Raw genomic sequence first — 19,749 nt, 5'->3', positions numbered from 1 at the left:
TGATTTGAAATTCAACCTTTTCAAATCTTAAAACAGTAATGAAAAATTACTTTTTTCTATTCTTATTGCTCCTATTTATTTCCTGTGAAACAACCCTAGAAGAACAAAACGCTTCTTTCAAAACAGTTTTTGAGCAATCAGGAGGAAAAGAAACCGCTACCTACAGTCAAACCATTGAGTTCTATCGAAATTTAGCAAAAGAATTCCCTGAGGTTAATATTCAAACTATCGGAAATACAGATAGTGGTTACCCCTTGCATATAGTCACTTTTAATGCTGAAGGAAATTTCAATTTCGAAAAAATTCGAAAAGAACAGCTCCTTTTACTTATAAATAATGGCATTCACCCTGGTGAAAGTGACGGTATAGACGCTACAATGCTTCTATTTCGTGATTTGGCAAATGAAACCATAACACCACCAAAAGACGTAGTAATTGCTACAATTCCTATTTACAATATTGGTGGGGCGTTAAATCGCAACTCTACCTCAAGAGCCAATCAAAACGGGCCTATTTCTTATGGCTTTAGAGGAAACGCCCAAAATTATGATTTGAACAGGGATTTTATAAAGGCAGATACTAAAAATGCAAAGTCTTTTGCGGAAATATTTCATCTCATAAAACCAGATGTATTTATTGACAATCACGTAAGTAATGGCGCAGATTACCAATACACGCTTACCCATCTTTTTACACAGCACAACAAATTGGGCGGAAAACTTGGGGAATATCTCAACAAAGAGTTTCAGCTCAAATTGGAAAATCATCTAAAGGCTAAAGATTGGGATATTACACCCTATGTCAACGTTTTTAATAGACCTCCAGAAACCGGATTCTCGCAATTTTTAGATGTCCCCAGATATTCAACCGGTTATACAACCTTATGGAATACATTAGGTTTAATGGTAGAAACACATATGCTAAAACCTTATAATCAAAGGGTTAAAGGCACTTATGAATTAATGGTATCGGCAATCGCTATTGCTAATGATGAAAAACAAAACATCAAAAACCTTCGTATCGAGCAGTTTGAGCATTTTGCCAAAACCAAAACGTATCACTTGAACTGGCAGATAGATACTATTCAAAATAGTTCTCTAGATTTTAAAGGTTATCAAGCGGACACTTTGATTAGCCCGGTTACGGGTCTACCTAGATTAAAATACAATCGCGATAAACCATTTACTAAAAAAGTAATTTATCAAAACTACTTTATCGCTCAGGATACTGTTGAAATTCCTGCTGCATATATCTTTAAAAAAGGATGGAAAAAAGTTATTGATAGGTTAAGTGATAATAACATAAGATTTTTTGAGCTTGAAAAAGATACTAGTTTATCGGTCGAGTCTTATAAAATTGAGTCTTATGACACTAGAAAAAATCCTTATGAAGGGCACTACCTGCACTACAATACCAAGGTAAATAGCACTAAAAAAACAGCAGCTTTTACCAAAGGTGATTTTGTGGTTCCAACGAATCAAGAAGGGGTTCGCTATCTTTTAGAAACCTTGGAGCCCAATGGACCCGATTCATTTTTCAATTGGAATTTTTTCGATACTGTGTTGCAACAAAAAGAAGGTTTTTCTCCTTATGTTTTTGAAGATGAAGCTTTGAAATTACTTGAACAGGATTCAATACTCCGAGCTGATTTTCACGCAAAAAAGGAAGAAGATGAAACATTTTCCAAAAATTGGTATGCACAACTAGATTGGATTTTTAAACAATCAAAGTATTACGAAGAAGCGCATATGCAATATCCCATCTATAGAATTCGAAAGAATAGCGAATCAGAAAAAATCTTATTGCATTAACTCGTCATCAAAAAGAAGTTTGATATTCAGGTAAGAATTTTTAAGTGCCTTTGCCGTTTTTTTTGATCCTTTCCATTTTACTTTGGTAATTCCCTCATTTTTTTGGGCAATCAATTTACCTGAATAAGTCGTTGTCATATCAAACCAAACTACTTTCTTAAGTCGGTGCTCGCCATTTCTCTTAAAAATATGATAGGTAGTTTTTAAATAGTTCTTGATCACAAGATTTTTTACTCCTGTTTCTTCTTCTACCTCCCTTATTGCCGCTTTTTCAATCGACTCACCTTTTTCCAGCTTACCCTTAGGTAAATCCCATTTATCATTTCTATAGATAAAAAGCACTTTGCCTTTTTCGTTTCGAACCATTCCTCCTGCCGCAGTTACGAGAGGTATCTTCATACTGAATTTTTCTATTATTTCCTCGGTAGGGTCATAAATATAGGCAACATCCAATACTTTTTTAGAAAGAGCGGTGATAGCATAACTGATATCATCATCCTCCATTAAGAAAACATTTCCTGTGTTATTCTCGGGCCTCTTATTTGTTAAAATCAGTGGAGATTCATTAACAAAAACTTTATACATTTGCGCAATGATTTTAGACAAGAACAGCGCTAAGAAAACGGCCGAACTATTACTGCAAATTAATGCAATAAAGTTGAAACCTGAAAGCCCTTTCACGTGGGCTTCCGGATGGCAGTCTCCCATCTATTGTGACAACCGAATTATACTATCTTATCCTCAAATAAGAAACTTTGTTCGAGAAGAGATGGCAAAACAAGTAGAGACCCTTTATGGAAAACCTGATGTGATCGCTGGGGTTGCCACAGGGGCCATCGGTATTGGCATCTTAGTTGCCGAAGCCTTGGGCTTACCTTTTATTTATGTAAGACCAGAACCAAAATCTCATGGTAGGCAAAACCAAGTAGAAGGTCATTTAGAATCTGGGCAGAATATTGTTGTAATAGAAGATCTGATAAGTACCGGTAAAAGCAGTCTTAATGCTGTAAACGCCTTAAAAGATGCTGGAGCGAATGTAAAGGGAATGGTGGCTATTTTTACCTATGGTTTTAAAGTTGCATCCGATAATTTTAAAAATGCCGAGGTAGCACTGCATACCCTTAGTGATTATGAACATTTAATTCAACAAGCCTCGGACACGAATTATATAAAAGAAGAAAATTTACAAACCCTTATGCAATGGAAAACAAATCCGTCGCAGTGGAAACCCTAGTTTAATGCATATAGAAGCAAATAAAAAAGTCGTTCAGAAAAGTGATAAGGAAGTTTTTGATTTTTTAGTGGATATTAAAAATTTTGAAATTCTAATGCCCGAAAACATTGACAAATTCGAAGTTTTAGATGAAAATACGTTTCGTTTTGCATTAAGCGGTATGCCCGAAATCGTATTAAGATTAAAAGAAAAATTTCCAAACGAAAAGGTTGTTCTTGGAGCTGCGAGTGATAAATTGCCTTTTACACTAACTGCCGATATTAAGGCCTTATCAGAAAACGAAAGTGAAGTTAGCCTAAGTTTTGAAGGGGAGTTTAATGCTATGATGGCAATGATGATTAAAAGTCCGATTACAAAATTTATGGAGACTTTGTCCACGAATATGGATAAAATCAGCTAATACAGCAACTTCAACTCTTTTAAATCAAACGGCTTTAACAAGCCGCCTTCCAACTCAACCAGTAATTTGCCAGAGGGGTCAACACCTCTAATTATGCCTGTAAAACTTCTATTACTAAGGTCTTTAAACGTAGAAGGTTTATCTTTTCTAAATAATACTTTTAAGTAAAGTGTTTTTAACTCCTCTCTAGAAATTAAAAAGTAAGATTTTAGCTTATCTAAAACTTTGGTTAGCAGCTCATCCAAATCCAAATTTTGACCTAACAGCAATTTAAGAGAACTCGCTTTTTCTACATTTTGAAAGTCAGTCTGGTTTACATTAAGACCAATTCCTAAAATAGCCAGGTGAATCAGCTTTCCTTTTAAAACATTTTCAATTAAAATTCCACATATTTTTTGATTTCCTGACAGAATGTCGTTTGGCCATTTTACACTTAAATTCGGCACTGTCAATTCATGCAAAACGTCATATATACTTAAAGATACTATACAGTTTAGGTCAAATTGATTTTCTACATGAAAAGCACTCAACTTTTTTAAGATACTGACGGTTAAGTTTTTACCCTTATCGGATAGCCATTCAGACCCCATTTGCCCCCTACCTTTGCGTTGTAATTCTGTTGATACTACCGTGAAATCATCAAGCTGCTGCGATAGTGCCAATTCTTTTAAATAAACATTGGTAGAGTCCGTGGCATTAAGTTTGATTATTGACATAGGTACGCAAGAAAACTTAATGTTGAATGTAATGTTAAAAACGCAGTGCGACAAACCAAAAAAACAATAACTTTGTAGAAACCTAAAATTATTGAATGCAGAAAAACAAGGCTAGCGCAGATGAACTAATATCTTTAATCATACATGGTGTAGAAGAAGTCAAAGGGGTAGATATTAACCTTCTTGATCTAAGAGAGATAGAGAATACAGTTTGCGACTACTTTATTATTTGCAATGGTACATCTAACACACACGTCAACGCAATCGTATCTTCAATACAAAAGACGGTAAGTAAGGCTATTAAAGACAAACCATGGCATGTAGAAGGCTCTGAAAATGCTGAATGGGTCTTAATGGACTACGTAAATGTGGTTGTACACGTATTTCAAAAACATATTAGGGACTTCTACGACATTGAAGGCCTCTGGGGAGACGCTAAAGTAACCCTTGTAGAGAGTAGCTATAATCAATAGAAAAAAATGGCAAAAGACAACAATTCAAATACCCCGAAAAAACCTCGTTTTAGTTCATGGTGGATTTATGGTGTGGTACTGGCCCTGATAATTGGTTTTCAATTAATAGGCAACAGTGCTTTTTCAAGTACAGAAAAAACTACCACTTCTGAATTGCAAGAATACCTTAGAAACGGGGATATTGCAAAAATCATTGTGATAAAAAATATGGGGCAGGCCAAGGTTTTCTTGACCGAAGCTGCGCTTCAAAAGAAAGTTCACGCTAAGGTAAATGAGAAGCCCTTAATTCCTTATACCGGTATTGTTCCCCAGTATATTTTGGAATATGGTGATTTACAGATTTTTCAAAATGAGATTGATGAAATCAAAGCTGAGAATAGCTTAGAAACAATCGTAGAATTTGATACGGAACAAAATTATCTTGGCGATGTTCTATCCTTTATACTTCCTTTCATTTTAATTATAGGTATTTGGATCTATCTGATGAGAAGAATGTCAGGTGGTGCAGGCGGTGGTGCCGGAGGTCAAATATTCAATATTGGAAAATCAAAAGCAAAGCTTTTTGATGAAAAAACAGATACTAGAACTTCTTTTAAGGATGTGGCAGGATTAGAAGGTGCAAAAGAAGAGATTGAAGAAATCGTTGAGTTCTTAAAAAATCCGGATAAATACACTTCACTTGGCGGAAAAATTCCTAAAGGTGCCCTTTTAGTAGGCCCTCCAGGAACAGGAAAAACATTATTGGCAAAAGCAGTTGCCGGTGAGGCTAAAGTTCCTTTCTTCTCACTTTCAGGTTCTGACTTTGTTGAAATGTTCGTTGGTGTGGGAGCTTCACGCGTACGAGATTTATTTAAACAGGCAAAAGATAAATCTCCGGCAATTATATTTATTGACGAGATTGATGCCATAGGTCGTGCAAGGGGGAAAAGTAATTTTACTGGTTCTAATGATGAACGCGAAAACACCCTGAACCAGTTATTAACTGAAATGGATGGGTTCGGAACCAACACAAATGTAATTGTATTGGCAGCGACCAACCGTGCAGATGTTTTGGATAAGGCCTTAATGCGTGCCGGGCGTTTTGACCGTCAGATTTATGTTGATTTACCAGACATTAGAGAGCGTAAAGAGATTTTCGAGGTACATCTTCGCCCAATAAAAACAGCAGAAACGCTAGATTTAGACTTTCTTGCAAAACAAACCCCTGGTTTCTCAGGCGCTGATATTGCCAATGTTTGTAATGAAGCTGCTTTAATTGCTGCTAGAAAAGAGAAAAAAGCGGTAAACAAACAAGACTTTTTAGATGCAGTTGACAGAATTGTTGGGGGGCTCGAGAAAAAGAATAAAATAATTACCCAAGAAGAGAAAAAGACCATTGCTTTTCACGAAGCTGGTCATGCCACTGTAAGTTGGATGTTAGAACATGCAGCGCCATTGGTAAAGGTTACTATAGTACCCAGAGGACAATCTCTCGGTGCAGCTTGGTATTTGCCCGAAGAACGCCTAATCGTAAGACCTGACCAGATGTTAGACGAAATGTGTGCTACCATGGGGGGCCGTGCGGCAGAAAAGGTAATGTTCAATAAAATCTCTACTGGTGCTTTAAGCGATTTGGAAAAAGTTACCAAACAAGCACGGGCAATGGTTACCATTTATGGCCTTAATGAAGAGCTGGGTAATATCACCTATTATGATTCATCAGGGCAAAATGAATATGGGTTCACCAAACCGTATAGTGAAGAAACTGCTCAAAAAATTGATGAAGAAATCTCTAAAATTATAGAAGAACAATACGCACGTGCCATTGATTTATTGGATAAAAACAAAGATAAATTAACCACACTTGCTGAACGGCTTTTAGAAAAAGAGGTTATTTTTAAAGATGATTTAGAAAAAATCTTTGGAAAAAGACCTTTTGAAAAGCAAGCCCTTGCAGAGGAAAAGGTCAAAGCGACCACAGATGAAGAAAGTGAATAAATTTAGTGTTGATACTAATTCGTTGCTACCGGACTAATGGGTTTATTTGGTAAACTTTTTGGAGGAGGAAAAAAGGTTTCTAAAGAAACTACGGAAACCAGGGGAGAACATATGCCCGACCTTAAAATACCGGTTGATGAAAAGTTCACCATCTATTTTAAAAAGAACGGAGGCAAGTTCATTTACTGTGAAAACTTTTCTGAGATTCAAGGTGCATTGTCAAATATTATTGCCGAAAATGATTGGAGAAATAAATTCTTCTATTGTATCGACGAAAGACTAGAGAAGCGATTCTCAAAAGAAAAAATGCTTTTTACCAATAAGCGAAAAGATAGTGATGTATTTTTTACAACTTGTGAGCATTTGGTTGCCCATAACGGCTCTATATTAGTTTGCTCTAATCAAATAGAGGAAAAGAAATTAAATGAGCTTCCATCGAACCTTATTGTGTTTGCCACCACAAGTCAATTAGTAGATTCAATAAGTGAGGCTTTAAAGATTATCAAAAAGAAATACGCTAAGAAAATTCCTGATAACATCACCACTCTAAAACACTTTCAATTGACCGCAGAAAATAAAAATGACTTTCTTTCTTACGGTAGTGCCTCGAAAAATGTATATCTTTTACTTTTAGAAGATTACTAATCAATGAAAGAAATTTTAAGAAGGTCACTTACTGGTGTTCTCTACGTTATCTTATTACTTTCAGCAGTTTTTTTAAATTCAGACGCTTTTGACTTCCTATTTATGGTCTTTGGTCTAGCCTGTCTTTATGAATTTAAAAGGCTTACCCATTTAAGAGGCTATTACATCTTTATAGCTTATCTCGGTTTGTGGTGGGCCTATATCTATTTGGTATCTGACAAAGCACTTATAACTTTACTAATGCTCTTCACAATAACCATTAATTTGGCTTTATTGACATTCTTATTTTCAAAAAAAGAGCGCTCCTTTACTACCATTCAAAAATTTATTATTGGTTTATTTTATATTGGCGGAGGGTGCATATTCCTTACCATGATTCCGTATAAGGACGACAAGTTTGCTCAATTTTTAATCATGGGTATCTTTATTTTAATCTGGGTAAGTGATACTTTTGCATACCTAGTGGGTAAAACTTTAGGGCGAACTAAACTATACCCATCCATTTCACCTAAAAAAACGGTGGAGGGCTCTCTTGGTGGTCTTATTTTTGCATTAATTGCGGCCTATTTTTTGGCCAAATACGAAACCACTTTAAGTCTAAATCAATGGTTAATTTTAGCAACAGTAATTGTTGTAACAGGTGGACTAGGAGATTTATTGGAGTCTAAATTTAAACGCATAGCAGGAGTTAAAGATAGTGGCGCCATTTTACCGGGTCATGGAGGAATTTTAGATAGATTGGACAGTTTAGTTTTTGCAGCGCCGTTCGCATATTTGACCTTAAACTTATTTTCTTATGTTTCATAGAGAAGGACAAACGATAATTTTAGTTACATTTTTTATCACTGTAGGAATTATTCTTTCGGCACAATTCTTTGTTCCTATTGATTGGTTAAGAATTGCTTTTCAATTGGCTGCTTTCATAGTTCTTGTTCTAATACTACAATTCTTTCGCAACCCAAAACGTCTGGTTACGCCAAATTTTGATGAAATCTTAGCTCCTGTAGACGGTAAAGTCGTTGTGATTGAAGAAGTAGAAGAAACTGAGTATTTTAAAGAAAAAAGAAAGCAGGTTTCTATTTTTATGTCTCCGCTGAATGTACATGTTACCAGATATGCTTCCAGTGGTACAATCACCTTTTCTAAATACCATCCAGGTAAATATCTCGTAGCATGGCACCCAAAATCAAGTACTGAAAATGAACGCACGACTGTAGTGATACATACTCCTAAATTTGGTGAAATTCTTTATCGACAAATTGCCGGGGCTTTAGCCAGAAGAATAGTAAATTATGCAGAAGAAGGAGAACAAGTTACACAAGGTGAAGATGCCGGGTTCATAAAGTTTGGCTCAAGAGTAGATTTATTTCTTCCATTAGATGCGGATATAACAGTAGACTTAAATCAAAAAGTAGTAGGAGCAAAAACGTGCATTGCTACACTTAAAAGTCAAGATGGGTAGTGAAAAGACACATATAAAGTTTGAAGAGGCCGTTGCTTTCGTAAACAACTACTCAAAGCCCATACCCGCAGATTTGCTACTTAAACTCTATGCCTATTACAAAATAGCGAAGAAAAACTTTGACAACCCCGGAAGCAAAACACCTTTAATCAACGCTTTCAAAGCAAATGCCCTAATTCAGGCAAAAAATATTAGTCGCAAGCAAGCAATGAAAGAGTATGTAGAGCTGGTGGAAACTTCGCTAAAAAAAGACTACTAAATAACTAAGGCTTGTTCGGTTCTTTCTTTTTCAATAAAAGTAAAATAAAAACTACATCCTATGCTTAGGATAAAGTAAACCATCATAAAATTACTACCAAAGCTCACAAAAGAATTTAACCCAAACCAATCACCGTTTCGAAAAAGAACAGCAAAACCACTTAAGCCTCTTAAAAGTTCTACCCAAAAGGCATAAGGCTTTCTATCCATTAGGCTTGTATATGCGAAGATGCCTACAAACACAAAAGCACTAAATAACAACAGTTCCCTAAAGTCGATTTCAGCGTAATTATAGAGCATAAACAATAACAAAAAAGTATTTGCCAATAGCTGAAAAATAGCATATCCTTTTAACAAATTCGAACTTTTGGGTTTATACCTTTTAAAATTATAAACGTCTTCAATTATCGATACCGGATATTTTTCAGAAACATCTGTAGGTCGCCAACCAGTGGGCATAAACCAAATTCGAACCTTATCCCAGGTACTTCTTGTTCTCCAGGCGTCTTTAACCAATCGCCAAAAATGTTGAAAGTTAATTAGAATTGGATTCCATGTTGCGGCCGGTTTTAACACACCATATTGTGGAGGTACATTCTCAAGTTCTTCTTGAAAAGTACCAAACAGTCTGTCCCAAACACATAAAATTTGTCCTAAATTTTTATCTATATATTCTGGATTGATGGCGTGATGAACCCTATGTTGAGAAGGGGTTACAATAACATATTCTAACCAGCCCATTTTACCGATATGCTGCGTATGATACCAAAATTGGGCAAACAAATGTATGGGTGCCAAAATGGCTATCACCTCATTAGGAATGCCAAGTATCGCAGCAGGAATAAGGAGTAAGGCAAAATAACCAATGAGATTTGAAATTGATTGTCTTAAGGCACAAGCGAGATTAAATTCTTCGCTACTATGATGAATTACATGTTGATTCCAAAAAATATTGATGTGATGGCTTAACCGATGATTCCAATATCCTGCAAAATCTATTGCTATAAAAGCTATCAACCATACCAACCAAGTGGTATTTATGTCAAAAAGCGCAAGATTTTCTGCTAAAAAAGGATAACTTACAAGAACTAGAACAAGGCCTAAAGAGTCTTTTATAATGTTGGTCAAACCAGAGCTTAGGCTGCTTACAGTATCCATCACATTATGCTTTTGATTCTTAACAAGTGCACCATAAAGCACCTCAACAAGCACTAAACCAGTAAAAAAAGGTATGGCATAAAGCAAGGCGTTGGCATAGGTCTCCATGAGATAAAGATAAAAATAAGTCTTAGAATAGTTTAAACCAGAACAATTCTAGCCTATAAATCGCTTTATATCGTTGGCATCGGTCAAATCAGGAATAGCTTCTGACCTAGGGTAACAGTAGATTCCACCATCAATTTCACCGGCCATTTTTCTTACTGCTTGGGGCAGTTCTTTTTCATCGCGTACAGGATCCAGCAAACAATTCTCAAGATAGGGATAAACAACATCGCCCGAAAAACTGAAAATATTCATGCTAACCCTTAGAATTCCTTCAGCATCTCTATAACCATCAACCTCTTCAGGATTGGGTTTTTCAACGATTCCTTTTAGAAATCCATTTTCATCGATATCCATGAGGGCAAACTTGGCGATACGCTCGTCAGAAAAATTTAATCCGGCACTACTATAACTAATAAGTGCATTTGGTGCCGTCCTTTCCTTTTTTAAATCTATAAGCGCATCGGTGGAGTATAGATTATCGCCATTGCAAACTGTAAATCGTTCTTTTAACAATTCAGGATATTGGTCTATACACTGTTGCAAGGCATCGGCCGTACCTAGAGGTTTAGCCCTGTCTTCTGGTACATATTGCACGGCAAAATGCAGGCTTATATTTATATGGGCTTCCTCTTTAAAAAATTCCTTGGCGAACTCTTTGAATGCGCCATTTTCAGGAGATGTAATCACATATACCCTCTTAATTTCAGCAGAAATTGCATTCTTCAACAGATAAAACAACAATGGTTTTTGGGCTTCACCTAAGGGTATTAATGTCTTATGTAGATTTTTAGCAATAGCTAAAGTTTTATCATCTAAACCAGATGAAGCTAAGCTCCGCTTCATTCTTGATGAGGCACCACCGGCCATTATCACTAAACTCTCATTCTTCATAAATAACTATGTTAGTTGTACTTCATATGCATTTACGGCGTTTGAAGCAAGAAAAGCATCTATCACCCTATTTTTTAATTCATCCGTTGTAATGGCCACCATACAGCCGCCGCCGCCAGAACCAATTATTTTTGCACCTAGTGCACCTGCTTTCCTTGCAGCATTCATCATTTTTATCATTTCTTGAGGTGTATTCTGAATCTGATTTTGAAGAATTTCTTGATGCTGGTTCATTAAATCACCCAAAACTTTAATATCTGGAGTACTCTTAGACAACTCTGCCTGTGCTTTTCTGGTAATATCATAGTTATGTATCGTCGCATACCAATGATTTTGAAACTTGTCTGGCACCAGGCCCCTATATTTTTCATAATCTGAAACTGTCGCAGCGCTAGTTTTAAATTCGGGGACCCTTTTTTGTACCGCCTCAACTGCATTTTGAGCATAAACTCGAGCATTTTGAAGTACCTCTAGGGTCTGTTTCGAAATACCGGACTCCGCAACAACCAATGTACCTAACTGTGTGCTTAGCTTACCACTTTTTCCTGTTTCCGTATCGATAAATAGCATACCGCCTTGTGCTATGGTATATTGATCCATTATGCCCCCGGGCTGTTTAAAGTAAACGGCTTCTGCTTCATAGGCCAAGTGACCTAATTCTATATCACAAACGGCAATTGATTTTTTTTGAATCTTAACCAAAAACCGAAGCCAACAAACCACCAAAGCAGAAGAACTGGATAGTCCAGCATTTACAGGGATATTGCCTGCAATCTCAATATCATAACCTTGTTCAAAAGCAAATCCCTTTTCCTTTAGAACAGCCATACAAGACCGAAAATAATCTCCATTCTGTACGTTCTTCAAAGCATCATCAACTGCTATGGTCACACGCTCGTTTAAATCTAGCAGTTTAATAGCAAAATTATTGGTAGCATTTGGCACCGCTTTTAACTGTATAAACCTGTTTATAGTACCTGCAATTACGGGCAGGCCTAAATAATCTTGATGGTCACCATAGAAACAAATTCTTGCAGGAACTTTTATATCAATCATTTAAATTCTAATTTATTATTGAAAGGGGTTTTGTGTTTTTCCAGTTTCCTCTTGTAAAGTCTGGGAAGGGTTGGGGAGCTCCTTCACTCGCCACCGAGCGTTCGCTTAGCGGGGCAACGGCACTCCAAAAACAACCTTCGTAAACGTTTTGGTCTAAGGGCAGTCCTTTTTGAAGGCATTCTACTATACGGTAGACCATAATTCCGTCCATTCCACCATGTCCACTTCCCTTAGCTGCCTGATTAAGTCTTTTGTATAAAGGATGGTCATACTTTTCATATAATGCTTGCAACTGCTCACCTTGCACCCATGAGTGATGATCTTTAGTGATTCCTTCAACGCCACCTTCCAGCGCTACTCTAGTTGGAAAACCGGCAAGTGTACCTTTAGTTCCTTGAACTAGATTCAACCTTGAATAGGGCCTTGGACTGGTTTCATCCCATTGTACCATTACAGTTTTACCCAATTTTGTTTTAATTATAGATGTATTTAAATCTCCACCTTTATACTCCAATTGATTCCATTTATGTGCTTTTGGGTAATTTGCTTCGGCATACTTTTCTCTACCTACTGCAGGGGTTGAAAAAGAAACCAAACTCTTAAAAGAATCTTCCCCCCTGCCCAAACTCATATACTGTGCAACCGGACCCAGGCCATGCGTAGGATACAAATTGCCATTTCTTTTCGCATAATGATGCGTGCGCCAAGAACCAGTCCCTCTTTCTTCTTCCTTCATTTGCCATCTTAGCTCATGAATATAGGCTGCTTCTCCATGCAAAATATCTCCTACAACTCCTTGCCTGCACATATTTAAAAACATCAGCTCATCTCTACTGTAGTTTACATTTTCAAGCATCATACAATGCTTCTTGGTGCGTTCTGATGTGTCAACAATATCCCACATTTCTTGAAGGCTAACGGCAATCGGCACTTCTACAAAAGCATGCGCACCCATATTCATTGCTTCTATTGCCATAGGTGCATGGTTATGCCAATTGGTAGCGATGAAAACAATATCTGGTCGCACATCTTTCAACATATGTCGCCATTGATCTTCGTCACCCGAATATTCTGCAATATTCTGATGTCTATTCTCATCTGAAACTTCGCGTACCCAGCCTACTTTTTGCTTCACCAAATCTTCATAAATATCACAAATAGCAACCACCTCGGTATTGGGCAGAGCCGCCAAGAATTTTAAATGATTACCCCCTCTTGCTCCTACCCCAATAAAAGCAGCTCGAACAACCTCGAGTTTAGTCGCAGCAAAATCTCCCATATAGGTTGCACCTAAGGGACGCTCCCGCTGTGCGGATAAAGTATTCGGCAGTATTGATATCGCAGCCGCCGATAATGAGGTTTTCTTTAAAAAATGACGTCTATCTAAGTTTTTCATATTCACAAAATGAGCATTTCAATGTGAAAAATAGTGAAATTGAAAATACCAAAAATACTCGAAAAGTAGCATAGTGTAGCACAAAGAGCGTAAAAAAGAGACTTTCAACCCTCTATTTCGCACTTTTACACTGCAGAACCCTTGAATAAAGACGCAAAAAAAAGAATTAAATGTTTAATTATCGCCCCGTTTAGCCAAATAAGGAAGTAAAAAAAACATTTGAAAAAGAAATAAGCTCTATGGGCTAATCTGCAGACTTATAAATGAACTCCACAATACGATCAGCGTTGATAAACCCTTGTCCAAAAGTTGAATCCCATTCTTTTGAAAGACCAAGTTTCTGGGTTTTTTCCAGAGAGTTACCCTCAGTTCGCGCTTTTATTACGCGTTCACGCAATTCAGAGATTACCTCTTTGTATTTTTTCAAATCTTCTTTACCAACAGTGACTTTTCCGTGACCAGGAATTATTTTAGTATCGTCATCAATTATCCCCAAGGCCATAGTGACATTACTAATTAATCCATCGATATCTCCGCCAGAATTTAAATCGATATAAGGGTAACGACCAACAAAAAAGTTATCTCCCATGTGCAGTATATTATCTTCTGGAAAATAATAATACGAATCACCGTCTGTATGGGCATCGTTAACATGCATCGCATGCATACTTTTTCCGCCGCCAAGGTAAAGTGTCATCTTATCATTAAAAGTTAGTATTGGCAAGGCTGCTTCGGGTGAAGGTTCAGAAACTCGTCCACCGCCACGTTCTTGCTTGGTAGACATTCTTTTTCTAACATTTTCATGCGCAATTATTATTGCTCCTTGGTTTGCCATATTTTCATTACCCCCGGTATGATCACCATGCCAATGGGTATTTAAAACCCACTTTACTGGTTTGTTCGTTAAGGTCTTAACATGTCCCAATATTTTTTCAGATAAGGGCCCAAATTGATCGTCTATCACAAAGGCATTTTTTTCACCGATGGCCAAACCAATGTTACCCCCTGCACCATAAAGCACATAAATGTTATCGGAAAGTTTTTCGGAAGTAATTTCAACGCTACTCCAATCTCGTTGTGCATTAGACCATAAACAAGTAAAAACAAATACTAAATAGGTGATTTTTTTCATCTTAAGGTGTAAAGGTTATGCCTATAAGTTACCTATTTTTCAAAAACCTTACACCAGCAGCATAATAAGTGTCAAAACAACGCCCCCTGCTACGAAATAAAGTCCTTTTTTAAATATTGTACTACCAGGTAAAAACATCCAGAACGCCGAAACCACAAAAAACAGAAGTGCAAGGCCAAAAAATATGTTTAGAAAAAATAATGGGTCTTTAGATGTCGCTTTATGCATATGGGTCATTTTATCAAGCACTAATGGAAGCTTTTTAGTGCTATAATTTACTTCACCCGTTTGGGTATTGTAAAAGCCTTGCTCAAATTTTGCCACTGCCCCATCTGTAGCAGTGAAGTTCAACCCTTTGATTTTTATAAGCTTACCTAGCTCTTCAGCACTTAAATTGGCTTCAACCTGCTTTTCGTTTACAGTTTCGATTTTTAAGAAATCTGTTTTTCTAAAAATCAAAACAATACCGCTTATGGCGTAAACCGCCATTATTCCGGTTAAAAAAAAGCCTAGATAACGGTGATAAATTCTCAATTTATTGGATACTTCTCTTTCCTTTGACATTATTTAGAATGATTTTAAACAAAGAAAAGTCTTTTGTAACATATTTACAAGTGAATGATAAAATACATTACACAAATACGCCATTTAATACTGTAGCTTTGTTTACTTATTTCTACCTGTGAAAAAAGCGTTTCTTTTTATGCTCATTAGTACGGCCTCATTTTCGCTAATGAACGCTTTTATCAAATATTTAGAACATATTCCCGGGTTTCAATTAGTGTTTTTTAGATCGATCACTTCATGTGTATTCGCAACCACATACCTTTTAAGAAATAAGATTCCGATTTTAGGAAACCAAATAAAATTGCTCTCTCTCAGAGCTTTATTCGGCCTTATTTCGATGAGCTTGTTCTTTCTGTCCTTTAAACATTTGACTATTGGAACCGCGGTATCTTTGCGCTACATCGCGCCTATTTTTGCCGCGATATTTGCAGTTTTTTTGTTAAAAGAAAAGTTGAAACCCATTCAGCTTCTCTTCTTTCTGATGGCTTTTTCTGGTGTTATCATCCTTAAAGGTTTTGATGGAAACGTGAGCAACACCGGTATGGCTCTGGTAATAACAGCTTCAGTTTTTACAGGTCTAGTTTATATAATGATTCGAAAGATTGGTAAAAGCGACCACCCTGTCGTTGTGGTAAATTATTTTATGTTTCTATCAACGGTGATCGGTGGACTTGTCTCCATTTTTATATGGATACAACCCCAAGGTTGGGATTGGGTGTTATTAGGGAGCCTAGGAATCTTTGGCTACTTCGGCCAAGTGTATATGACGAAAGCTTTTCAAATGGCAGCAACTAATAAGGTTGCTCCCATAAAATATACCGAGGTCATTTTTACCATTGCCATTGGTGTCTTTTGGTTTGATGACAACTATTCCATTTGGAGTTTTCTTGGGCTCTTTTTAATTGTAGGCGGATTGGTTGCGAATACTCTTGTCAAAAAGTGAATATATTATCTAAAATATTTATCAAGCTCGATATCCTCCGAAAAAGCAAATTTATCAATTAAGTTACCTTGTTGATCAATTATTAGAGTGTAAGGAAATCTACTAATACCTAATTTTTGGATAAAATTCATACCATTTCCAACTAATTTAAAATTAGAATCAGGTATAGAAAAGCCATTTATAATTTCCTTTTCAGAGCATTCAAAAATTATAACAGCCTCTATATTCTCTTTATTTTTAGAAATATTTATTTTTCTGTCCAGTTCTTTAATTTCGTTCTCTTTAAATCTGAAATCATTTACAAAAAGTTCAAATCTTAGAATAATAATTTTACCCAATAAATTTTTAGAAACTATTTTATTTTTTTCTACTGTTGTGAATTTAAATGAGGGAAAGTTTCCTTTAGCAATAGCTTTAGGCTTTACAAGTCTTACTCCTTGATTATCCTTATCATAAAGATACTTTATCACCCTTCCCTGTTCATTATATTCTTTCTCTAAATATAGATTGGGGTTTTTCCTAGTTAAACTAGCGAATACTTTTCTTGGAATCTTTTTTCCACTGAATTTATAATATACTTTGTCAATGTTGAATTCCTTATCAACAACTATCTTTGAATATGAAATACCAATACCTTTACCTTGGGCTTTCACTATAAAAGTAAATAACAAAAAAAATGTAACGATTAATATAATTTTATTAGTTAATATCATACTTTATTGCATTTTATCTTTATTCTAAACTAGCTAAACTCTTTTCCAAAGTTTCAATCTTAGCTTCAGCATCAGCTACTTTTTTACGCTCCATTTCTACGACTTGTGGTGGAGCATTATTCACAAAGCGCTCGTTGGATAGTTTTTTTTGTACAGATTGCAAAAAACCTTTGGTGTATATTAATTCTTCATTCAGTTTTTTCAATTCTTCTTCTACATCTATTGCGCCAGCAATAGGTATAAAATACTCATTACTCTTTACCCTAAAACTTAATGCCCCATCCTCTGCTTCCGTAACAGTGCTGATGTTAGATAGATTGCTTAATTTGGTAATAATGGCGTTCAGTTTAGATGAGACCCCTCCAGCGTTAAGCTCCAACAACTCCAATTCATCTTTATTGGGAATATTTTTCTCTTTACGAATATTACGAACCCCAGAAATTACCTCAGCAGCAAAATCAAAATCTGCAATTAGATTACTGTCGGTCGTACCGACTTTGGGCCAATTTGCAATGCACAAAGCTTCTTCAGGAGAACGTTCGTTCATGTGCTGCCAAACTTCTTCACTCAAAAATGGCATAAATGGGTGCAGTATTCTTAGGTTTTCTTCGAACAAATGAATAACCGACGTCAACGTCTTCTTATCTATTGGTTGTTGGTAGGCAGGCTTTACTATTTCTAAGAACCATGAACAGAAATCGTCCCATATCAATTTATACATTGCCATCAAAGCATCAGATATCCTATACTTGCTGTAATGGTCCTCAATTTCAGCTAAAGTTTGATTAAACTTGGCAGTGTACCATTCAATTCCAATCTTAGCGGCTTCTGGCTGTTCTATATCTGCTACTTCCCACCCTTTTACCAATCTAAAGGCATTCCAAATTTTATTGGCAAAATTCTTTCCTTGCTGACATAAAGCTTCATCGAACATTAAATCGTTACCTGCGGCTGAACTTAAAAGCAAACCAACACGAACACCATCAGCACCATATTCTTCAATCAATTTTAGGGCATCTGGGGAATTACCCAAAGATTTTGACATCTTGCGACGCTGCTTATCCCTTACCAGTCCGGTTAAATAAACATTTTCATAAGGTCTTTCATTACGAAACTCGTACCCAGCTACAATCATACGGGCCACCCAGAAAAACAAAATATCCGGACCAGTCACCAAATCATTTGTAGGGTAGTAATAATTTACTTCTTCATTATCTGGCTCAAGAATACCTCCAAATACACTAATAGGCCACAACCAAGAAGAGAACCAGGTATCTAGTACATCGTTGTCTTGGCGCAAATCAGCTGCTGATAAAGACTTCTCGACTCCGTTCGAGGAGACAGCTTGTTGAGCAAGTTTTAAAGCCTCTTTGAGTGATTCAGCAACTACAAAGTCTTCTTTACCATCTCCGTAATAATAGGCGGGTATCTGTTGCCCCCACCATAATTGGCGAGAGATATTCCAATCTCGGATATTCTCCATCCAGTGGCGATACGTGCTTTCAAACTTTTTAGGGAAAAGTTTTACCTCCCCATTACCCAAAACAGCCTCTATAGCGGGTTTTGCCAAATCTTCCATCTTCAAAAACCACTGATCTGAAAGTCGTGGCTCTATAACCGCTTTTGTGCGCTCAGACGTGCCTACTTTATTCAAGTGCTGCTCTGTTTTTACCAAAAATCCTTTTTCCTGAAGCTCTTTGGCAATTTCTTTACGTACCACAAAACGGTCTTTACCTTCATAGTGCATTCCAAAAGAATTAAGGCTCGCATCCGCATTAAAAATGTCTATTACCTCTAGATTATGCTTCTCCCCTAAATTTTTATCATTCTCATCGTGTGCGGGAGTAACCTTTAAACACCCGGTACCAAATTCCATATCAACATATTCGTCTTCAATTATCGGAATCACACGGTTGCAAATAGGCACAATGGCCTTTTTACCCCGTAAATGGGCATATCGCTCATCATTTGGGTTAATACAGATAGCGGTATCACCCAAAATAGTCTCTGGGCGAGTGGTTGCAATCGTAACCTTTTCATCAGAACCTTCAATTTCATAAGACAAATAGTACAATAGCCCCTGTCTTTCCTCATAATTTACTTCTTCATCTGAAAGTGTCGTTTGTGCTTCAGGATCCCAATTTACCATTCTAAAACCCCTGTAAATCAAACCTTTATTATACAAATCAACAAAAACCTTGATTACAGATGCTGACATATCGTCATCCATTGTGAACTTGGTGCGACTCCAATCACATGAACAGCCTAATTTCTTTAGCTGTTCAAGAATTACCCCACCGTACTCATCCGTCCAATCCCAAGCATGTTTAAGGAACTCTTCACGGCTTAAATCCGACTTTTCTATTCCGTTCTCCTTTAATTTGGCAACCACCTTTGCTTCTGTAGCGATAGAGGCATGGTCCATACCGGGTACCCAGCATGCATTCTTACCTTGTAGACGTGCTTTTCTTATTAAAACATCTTGAATAGTATTGTTAAGCATATGCCCCATGTGCAGCACCCCAGTAACGTTTGGTGGTGGTATAACAATGGTGTAAGGCTCTCTACTATCGGGCTTAGAGTTGAAAAAGTCGTGTTTCATCCAGTAATCATACCAGTGGCCCTCTACTCTTTTAGAATCATATTTAGATGGAATCTCCATATTTTCGGTACAGTTTTTGTCTTATCATGGGTGAATTGGAATTTTATGAAGAAAAGCAATGTTAAATTTTAGTGCTGTTCGACCAAATACCAATTCTATAAATACGAAACAAAAGTAAGTAACGTTATTAGATGACAAAAGAATTTT

20 protein-coding genes are annotated in these 19,749 nt (G+C 36.6%); 10 read left to right on the top strand and 10 right to left on the bottom strand.

Features of this window, described 5'->3' with window-relative positions:
• Positions 1 to 38: 38 nt before the first annotated feature.
• Entirely contained in the window at positions 39 to 1,811 is a 1,773-nt protein-coding gene (locus ACFSQJ_RS00685) for a M14 family metallopeptidase (protein ID WP_377764826.1), read from the top strand.
• Here ACFSQJ_RS00685 and ACFSQJ_RS00680 read toward each other — a convergent pair.
• Positions 1,800 to 2,396, bottom strand: a complete 597-nt coding sequence (locus ACFSQJ_RS00680; RefSeq protein ID WP_377764825.1) for an NUDIX hydrolase — start codon at positions 2,394 to 2,396, stop codon at positions 1,800 to 1,802. The genes ACFSQJ_RS00685 and ACFSQJ_RS00680 overlap by 12 nt on opposite strands.
• Positions 2,397 to 2,403: 7 nt before the next feature.
• Between ACFSQJ_RS00680 and pyrE the strand changes: the two genes are divergently transcribed.
• Both pyrE and ACFSQJ_RS00670 read left to right on the top strand, forming a co-directional pair.
• Positions 2,404 to 3,045: an orotate phosphoribosyltransferase gene (gene pyrE, locus ACFSQJ_RS00675; protein ID WP_377764824.1), complete on the top strand. Its 642-nt coding sequence runs from the start codon at positions 2,404 to 2,406 to the stop codon at positions 3,043 to 3,045.
• Positions 3,046 to 3,049: 4 nt separating this feature from the next.
• Positions 3,050 to 3,445 carry an SRPBCC family protein gene (locus tag ACFSQJ_RS00670; RefSeq protein ID WP_377764823.1) on the top strand — a complete coding sequence of 132 codons (396 nt, stop codon included), beginning with the start codon at positions 3,050 to 3,052 and terminating at the stop codon, positions 3,443 to 3,445.
• On the opposite strand, the gene ACFSQJ_RS00665 is transcribed toward ACFSQJ_RS00670, so the two are convergent.
• A complete protein-coding gene (locus ACFSQJ_RS00665; protein WP_377764822.1) occupies positions 3,442 to 4,161 on the bottom strand; it encodes a biotin--[acetyl-CoA-carboxylase] ligase in 720 nt (239 codons plus the stop codon). The two genes, ACFSQJ_RS00670 and ACFSQJ_RS00665, sit on opposite strands and share 4 nt — an antisense overlap.
• A 95-nt stretch (positions 4,162 to 4,256) precedes the next feature.
• Here ACFSQJ_RS00665 and rsfS point away from each other — a divergent pair, with 95 nt between their 5' ends.
• From rsfS to ACFSQJ_RS00635, 6 genes are read left to right on the top strand one after another with little or no spacing between them, the layout of a single operon-like run.
• Positions 4,257 to 4,634 (top strand): ribosome silencing factor, encoded by a 378-nt coding sequence (rsfS, locus tag ACFSQJ_RS00660; RefSeq protein ID WP_377764821.1) that lies wholly within the window; start codon positions 4,257 to 4,259, stop codon positions 4,632 to 4,634.
• A gap of 6 nt (positions 4,635 to 4,640) precedes the next feature.
• Complete coding sequence (gene ftsH, locus ACFSQJ_RS00655) at positions 4,641 to 6,611, top strand: ATP-dependent zinc metalloprotease FtsH (protein WP_377764820.1); 1,971 nt, start codon at positions 4,641 to 4,643, stop codon at positions 6,609 to 6,611.
• A gap of 36 nt (positions 6,612 to 6,647) precedes the next feature.
• A complete protein-coding gene (locus ACFSQJ_RS00650) occupies positions 6,648 to 7,256 on the top strand; it encodes an LUD domain-containing protein (protein ID WP_377764819.1) in 609 nt (202 codons plus the stop codon).
• A 3-nt stretch (positions 7,257 to 7,259) separates the two neighbouring features.
• The gene (locus ACFSQJ_RS00645) at positions 7,260 to 8,063 is read left to right on the top strand and encodes a phosphatidate cytidylyltransferase (RefSeq protein ID WP_377764818.1); all 804 of its coding nucleotides are present in this window, start codon (positions 7,260 to 7,262) and stop codon (positions 8,061 to 8,063) included.
• Positions 8,053 to 8,718 carry a phosphatidylserine decarboxylase family protein gene (locus tag ACFSQJ_RS00640; RefSeq protein WP_377764817.1) on the top strand — a complete coding sequence of 222 codons (666 nt, stop codon included), beginning with the start codon at positions 8,053 to 8,055 and terminating at the stop codon, positions 8,716 to 8,718. Before ACFSQJ_RS00645 ends, ACFSQJ_RS00640 begins: the two co-directional genes overlap by 11 nt.
• Positions 8,711 to 8,977 (top strand): acyl-CoA-binding protein, encoded by a 267-nt coding sequence (locus ACFSQJ_RS00635; RefSeq protein ID WP_377764816.1) that lies wholly within the window; start codon positions 8,711 to 8,713, stop codon positions 8,975 to 8,977. The genes ACFSQJ_RS00640 and ACFSQJ_RS00635 overlap by 8 nt, the downstream gene beginning before the upstream one ends.
• Here the strand turns inward: ACFSQJ_RS00635 and ACFSQJ_RS00630 are convergent.
• The 6 genes from ACFSQJ_RS00630 to ACFSQJ_RS00605 all read right to left on the bottom strand — a co-directional run bounded on the left by ACFSQJ_RS00630 (position 8,974) and on the right by ACFSQJ_RS00605 (position 15,281).
• Positions 8,974 to 10,242, bottom strand: coding sequence for a sterol desaturase family protein (locus ACFSQJ_RS00630; protein WP_377764815.1), 1,269 nt, complete (start codon positions 10,240 to 10,242; stop codon positions 8,974 to 8,976). The two genes, ACFSQJ_RS00635 and ACFSQJ_RS00630, sit on opposite strands and share 4 nt — an antisense overlap.
• A 48-nt stretch (positions 10,243 to 10,290) precedes the next feature.
• Complete coding sequence (locus ACFSQJ_RS00625; RefSeq protein ID WP_377764814.1) at positions 10,291 to 11,133, bottom strand: sugar phosphate nucleotidyltransferase; 843 nt, start codon at positions 11,131 to 11,133, stop codon at positions 10,291 to 10,293.
• Between the two features lie 6 nt (positions 11,134 to 11,139).
• Positions 11,140 to 12,189, bottom strand: a complete 1,050-nt coding sequence (locus tag ACFSQJ_RS00620; protein WP_377764813.1) for a GHMP family kinase ATP-binding protein — start codon at positions 12,187 to 12,189, stop codon at positions 11,140 to 11,142.
• Positions 12,190 to 12,196: 7 nt separating this feature from the next.
• Positions 12,197 to 13,585, bottom strand: coding sequence for a Gfo/Idh/MocA family protein (locus tag ACFSQJ_RS00615; protein ID WP_377764812.1), 1,389 nt, complete (start codon positions 13,583 to 13,585; stop codon positions 12,197 to 12,199).
• A 244-nt stretch (positions 13,586 to 13,829) separates the two neighbouring features.
• The gene (locus ACFSQJ_RS00610; protein ID WP_377764811.1) at positions 13,830 to 14,717 is read right to left on the bottom strand and encodes an MBL fold metallo-hydrolase; all 888 of its coding nucleotides are present in this window, start codon (positions 14,715 to 14,717) and stop codon (positions 13,830 to 13,832) included.
• A 48-nt stretch (positions 14,718 to 14,765) separates the two neighbouring features.
• On the bottom strand, positions 14,766 to 15,281 hold the full coding sequence (locus ACFSQJ_RS00605) for a hypothetical protein (RefSeq protein WP_377764810.1): 516 nt from the start codon (positions 15,279 to 15,281) through the stop codon (positions 14,766 to 14,768).
• Between the two features lie 118 nt (positions 15,282 to 15,399).
• On the opposite strand from ACFSQJ_RS00605, the gene ACFSQJ_RS00600 reads away from it, so the two are divergent.
• Entirely contained in the window at positions 15,400 to 16,227 is an 828-nt protein-coding gene (locus tag ACFSQJ_RS00600; protein WP_377764809.1) for a DMT family transporter, read from the top strand.
• A gap of 5 nt (positions 16,228 to 16,232) precedes the next feature.
• Here the strand turns inward: ACFSQJ_RS00600 and ACFSQJ_RS00595 are convergent, their stop codons facing one another.
• Both ACFSQJ_RS00595 and ACFSQJ_RS00590 read right to left on the bottom strand, forming a co-directional pair.
• On the bottom strand, positions 16,233 to 16,940 hold the full coding sequence (locus ACFSQJ_RS00595) for a TlpA family protein disulfide reductase (RefSeq protein ID WP_377764808.1): 708 nt from the start codon (positions 16,938 to 16,940) through the stop codon (positions 16,233 to 16,235).
• Positions 16,941 to 16,959: 19 nt separating this feature from the next.
• Positions 16,960 to 19,602, bottom strand: a complete 2,643-nt coding sequence (locus tag ACFSQJ_RS00590; RefSeq protein WP_377764807.1) for a valine--tRNA ligase — start codon at positions 19,600 to 19,602, stop codon at positions 16,960 to 16,962.
• Between the last annotated feature and the right edge of the window lie 147 nt (positions 19,603 to 19,749).

The organism is Croceitalea marina (assembly GCF_042684265.1).
GTDB classification, from domain to species: domain Bacteria; phylum Bacteroidota; class Bacteroidia; order Flavobacteriales; family Flavobacteriaceae; genus Croceitalea; species Croceitalea marina.
The sequence above is the reverse complement of the archived record's forward strand: the minus strand, read 5'-3'. Positions and strand labels throughout refer to the sequence as shown.

Bases quoted from the DNA above. Each gene is read 5' to 3' on its own strand.
- ACFSQJ_RS00685 (WP_377764826.1), top strand. From the start codon at position 39: ATGAAAAATTACTTTTTTCTATTCTTATTGCTCCTATTTATTTCCTGT.
- ACFSQJ_RS00680 (WP_377764825.1), bottom strand. From the start codon at position 2,396: ATGTATAAAGTTTTTGTTAATGAATCTCCACTGATTTTAACAAATAAG.
- pyrE (WP_377764824.1), top strand. From the start codon at position 2,404: ATGATTTTAGACAAGAACAGCGCTAAGAAAACGGCCGAACTATTACTG.
- ACFSQJ_RS00670 (WP_377764823.1), top strand. From the start codon at position 3,050: ATGCATATAGAAGCAAATAAAAAAGTCGTTCAGAAAAGTGATAAGGAA.
- ACFSQJ_RS00665 (WP_377764822.1), bottom strand. From the start codon at position 4,161: ATGTCAATAATCAAACTTAATGCCACGGACTCTACCAATGTTTATTTA.
- rsfS (WP_377764821.1), top strand. From the start codon at position 4,257: ATGCAGAAAAACAAGGCTAGCGCAGATGAACTAATATCTTTAATCATA.
- ftsH (WP_377764820.1), top strand. From the start codon at position 4,641: ATGGCAAAAGACAACAATTCAAATACCCCGAAAAAACCTCGTTTTAGT.
- ACFSQJ_RS00650 (WP_377764819.1), top strand. From the start codon at position 6,648: ATGGGTTTATTTGGTAAACTTTTTGGAGGAGGAAAAAAGGTTTCTAAA.
- ACFSQJ_RS00645 (WP_377764818.1), top strand. From the start codon at position 7,260: ATGAAAGAAATTTTAAGAAGGTCACTTACTGGTGTTCTCTACGTTATC.
- ACFSQJ_RS00640 (WP_377764817.1), top strand. From the start codon at position 8,053: ATGTTTCATAGAGAAGGACAAACGATAATTTTAGTTACATTTTTTATC.
- ACFSQJ_RS00635 (WP_377764816.1), top strand. From the start codon at position 8,711: ATGGGTAGTGAAAAGACACATATAAAGTTTGAAGAGGCCGTTGCTTTC.
- ACFSQJ_RS00630 (WP_377764815.1), bottom strand. From the start codon at position 10,242: ATGGAGACCTATGCCAACGCCTTGCTTTATGCCATACCTTTTTTTACT.
- ACFSQJ_RS00625 (WP_377764814.1), bottom strand. From the start codon at position 11,133: ATGAAGAATGAGAGTTTAGTGATAATGGCCGGTGGTGCCTCATCAAGA.
- ACFSQJ_RS00620 (WP_377764813.1), bottom strand. From the start codon at position 12,189: ATGATTGATATAAAAGTTCCTGCAAGAATTTGTTTCTATGGTGACCAT.
- ACFSQJ_RS00615 (WP_377764812.1), bottom strand. From the start codon at position 13,585: ATGAAAAACTTAGATAGACGTCATTTTTTAAAGAAAACCTCATTATCG.
- ACFSQJ_RS00610 (WP_377764811.1), bottom strand. From the start codon at position 14,717: ATGAAAAAAATCACCTATTTAGTATTTGTTTTTACTTGTTTATGGTCT.
- ACFSQJ_RS00605 (WP_377764810.1), bottom strand. From the start codon at position 15,281: ATGTCAAAGGAAAGAGAAGTATCCAATAAATTGAGAATTTATCACCGT.
- ACFSQJ_RS00595 (WP_377764808.1), bottom strand. From the start codon at position 16,940: ATGATATTAACTAATAAAATTATATTAATCGTTACATTTTTTTTGTTA.
- ACFSQJ_RS00590 (WP_377764807.1), bottom strand. From the start codon at position 19,602: ATGGAGATTCCATCTAAATATGATTCTAAAAGAGTAGAGGGCCACTGG.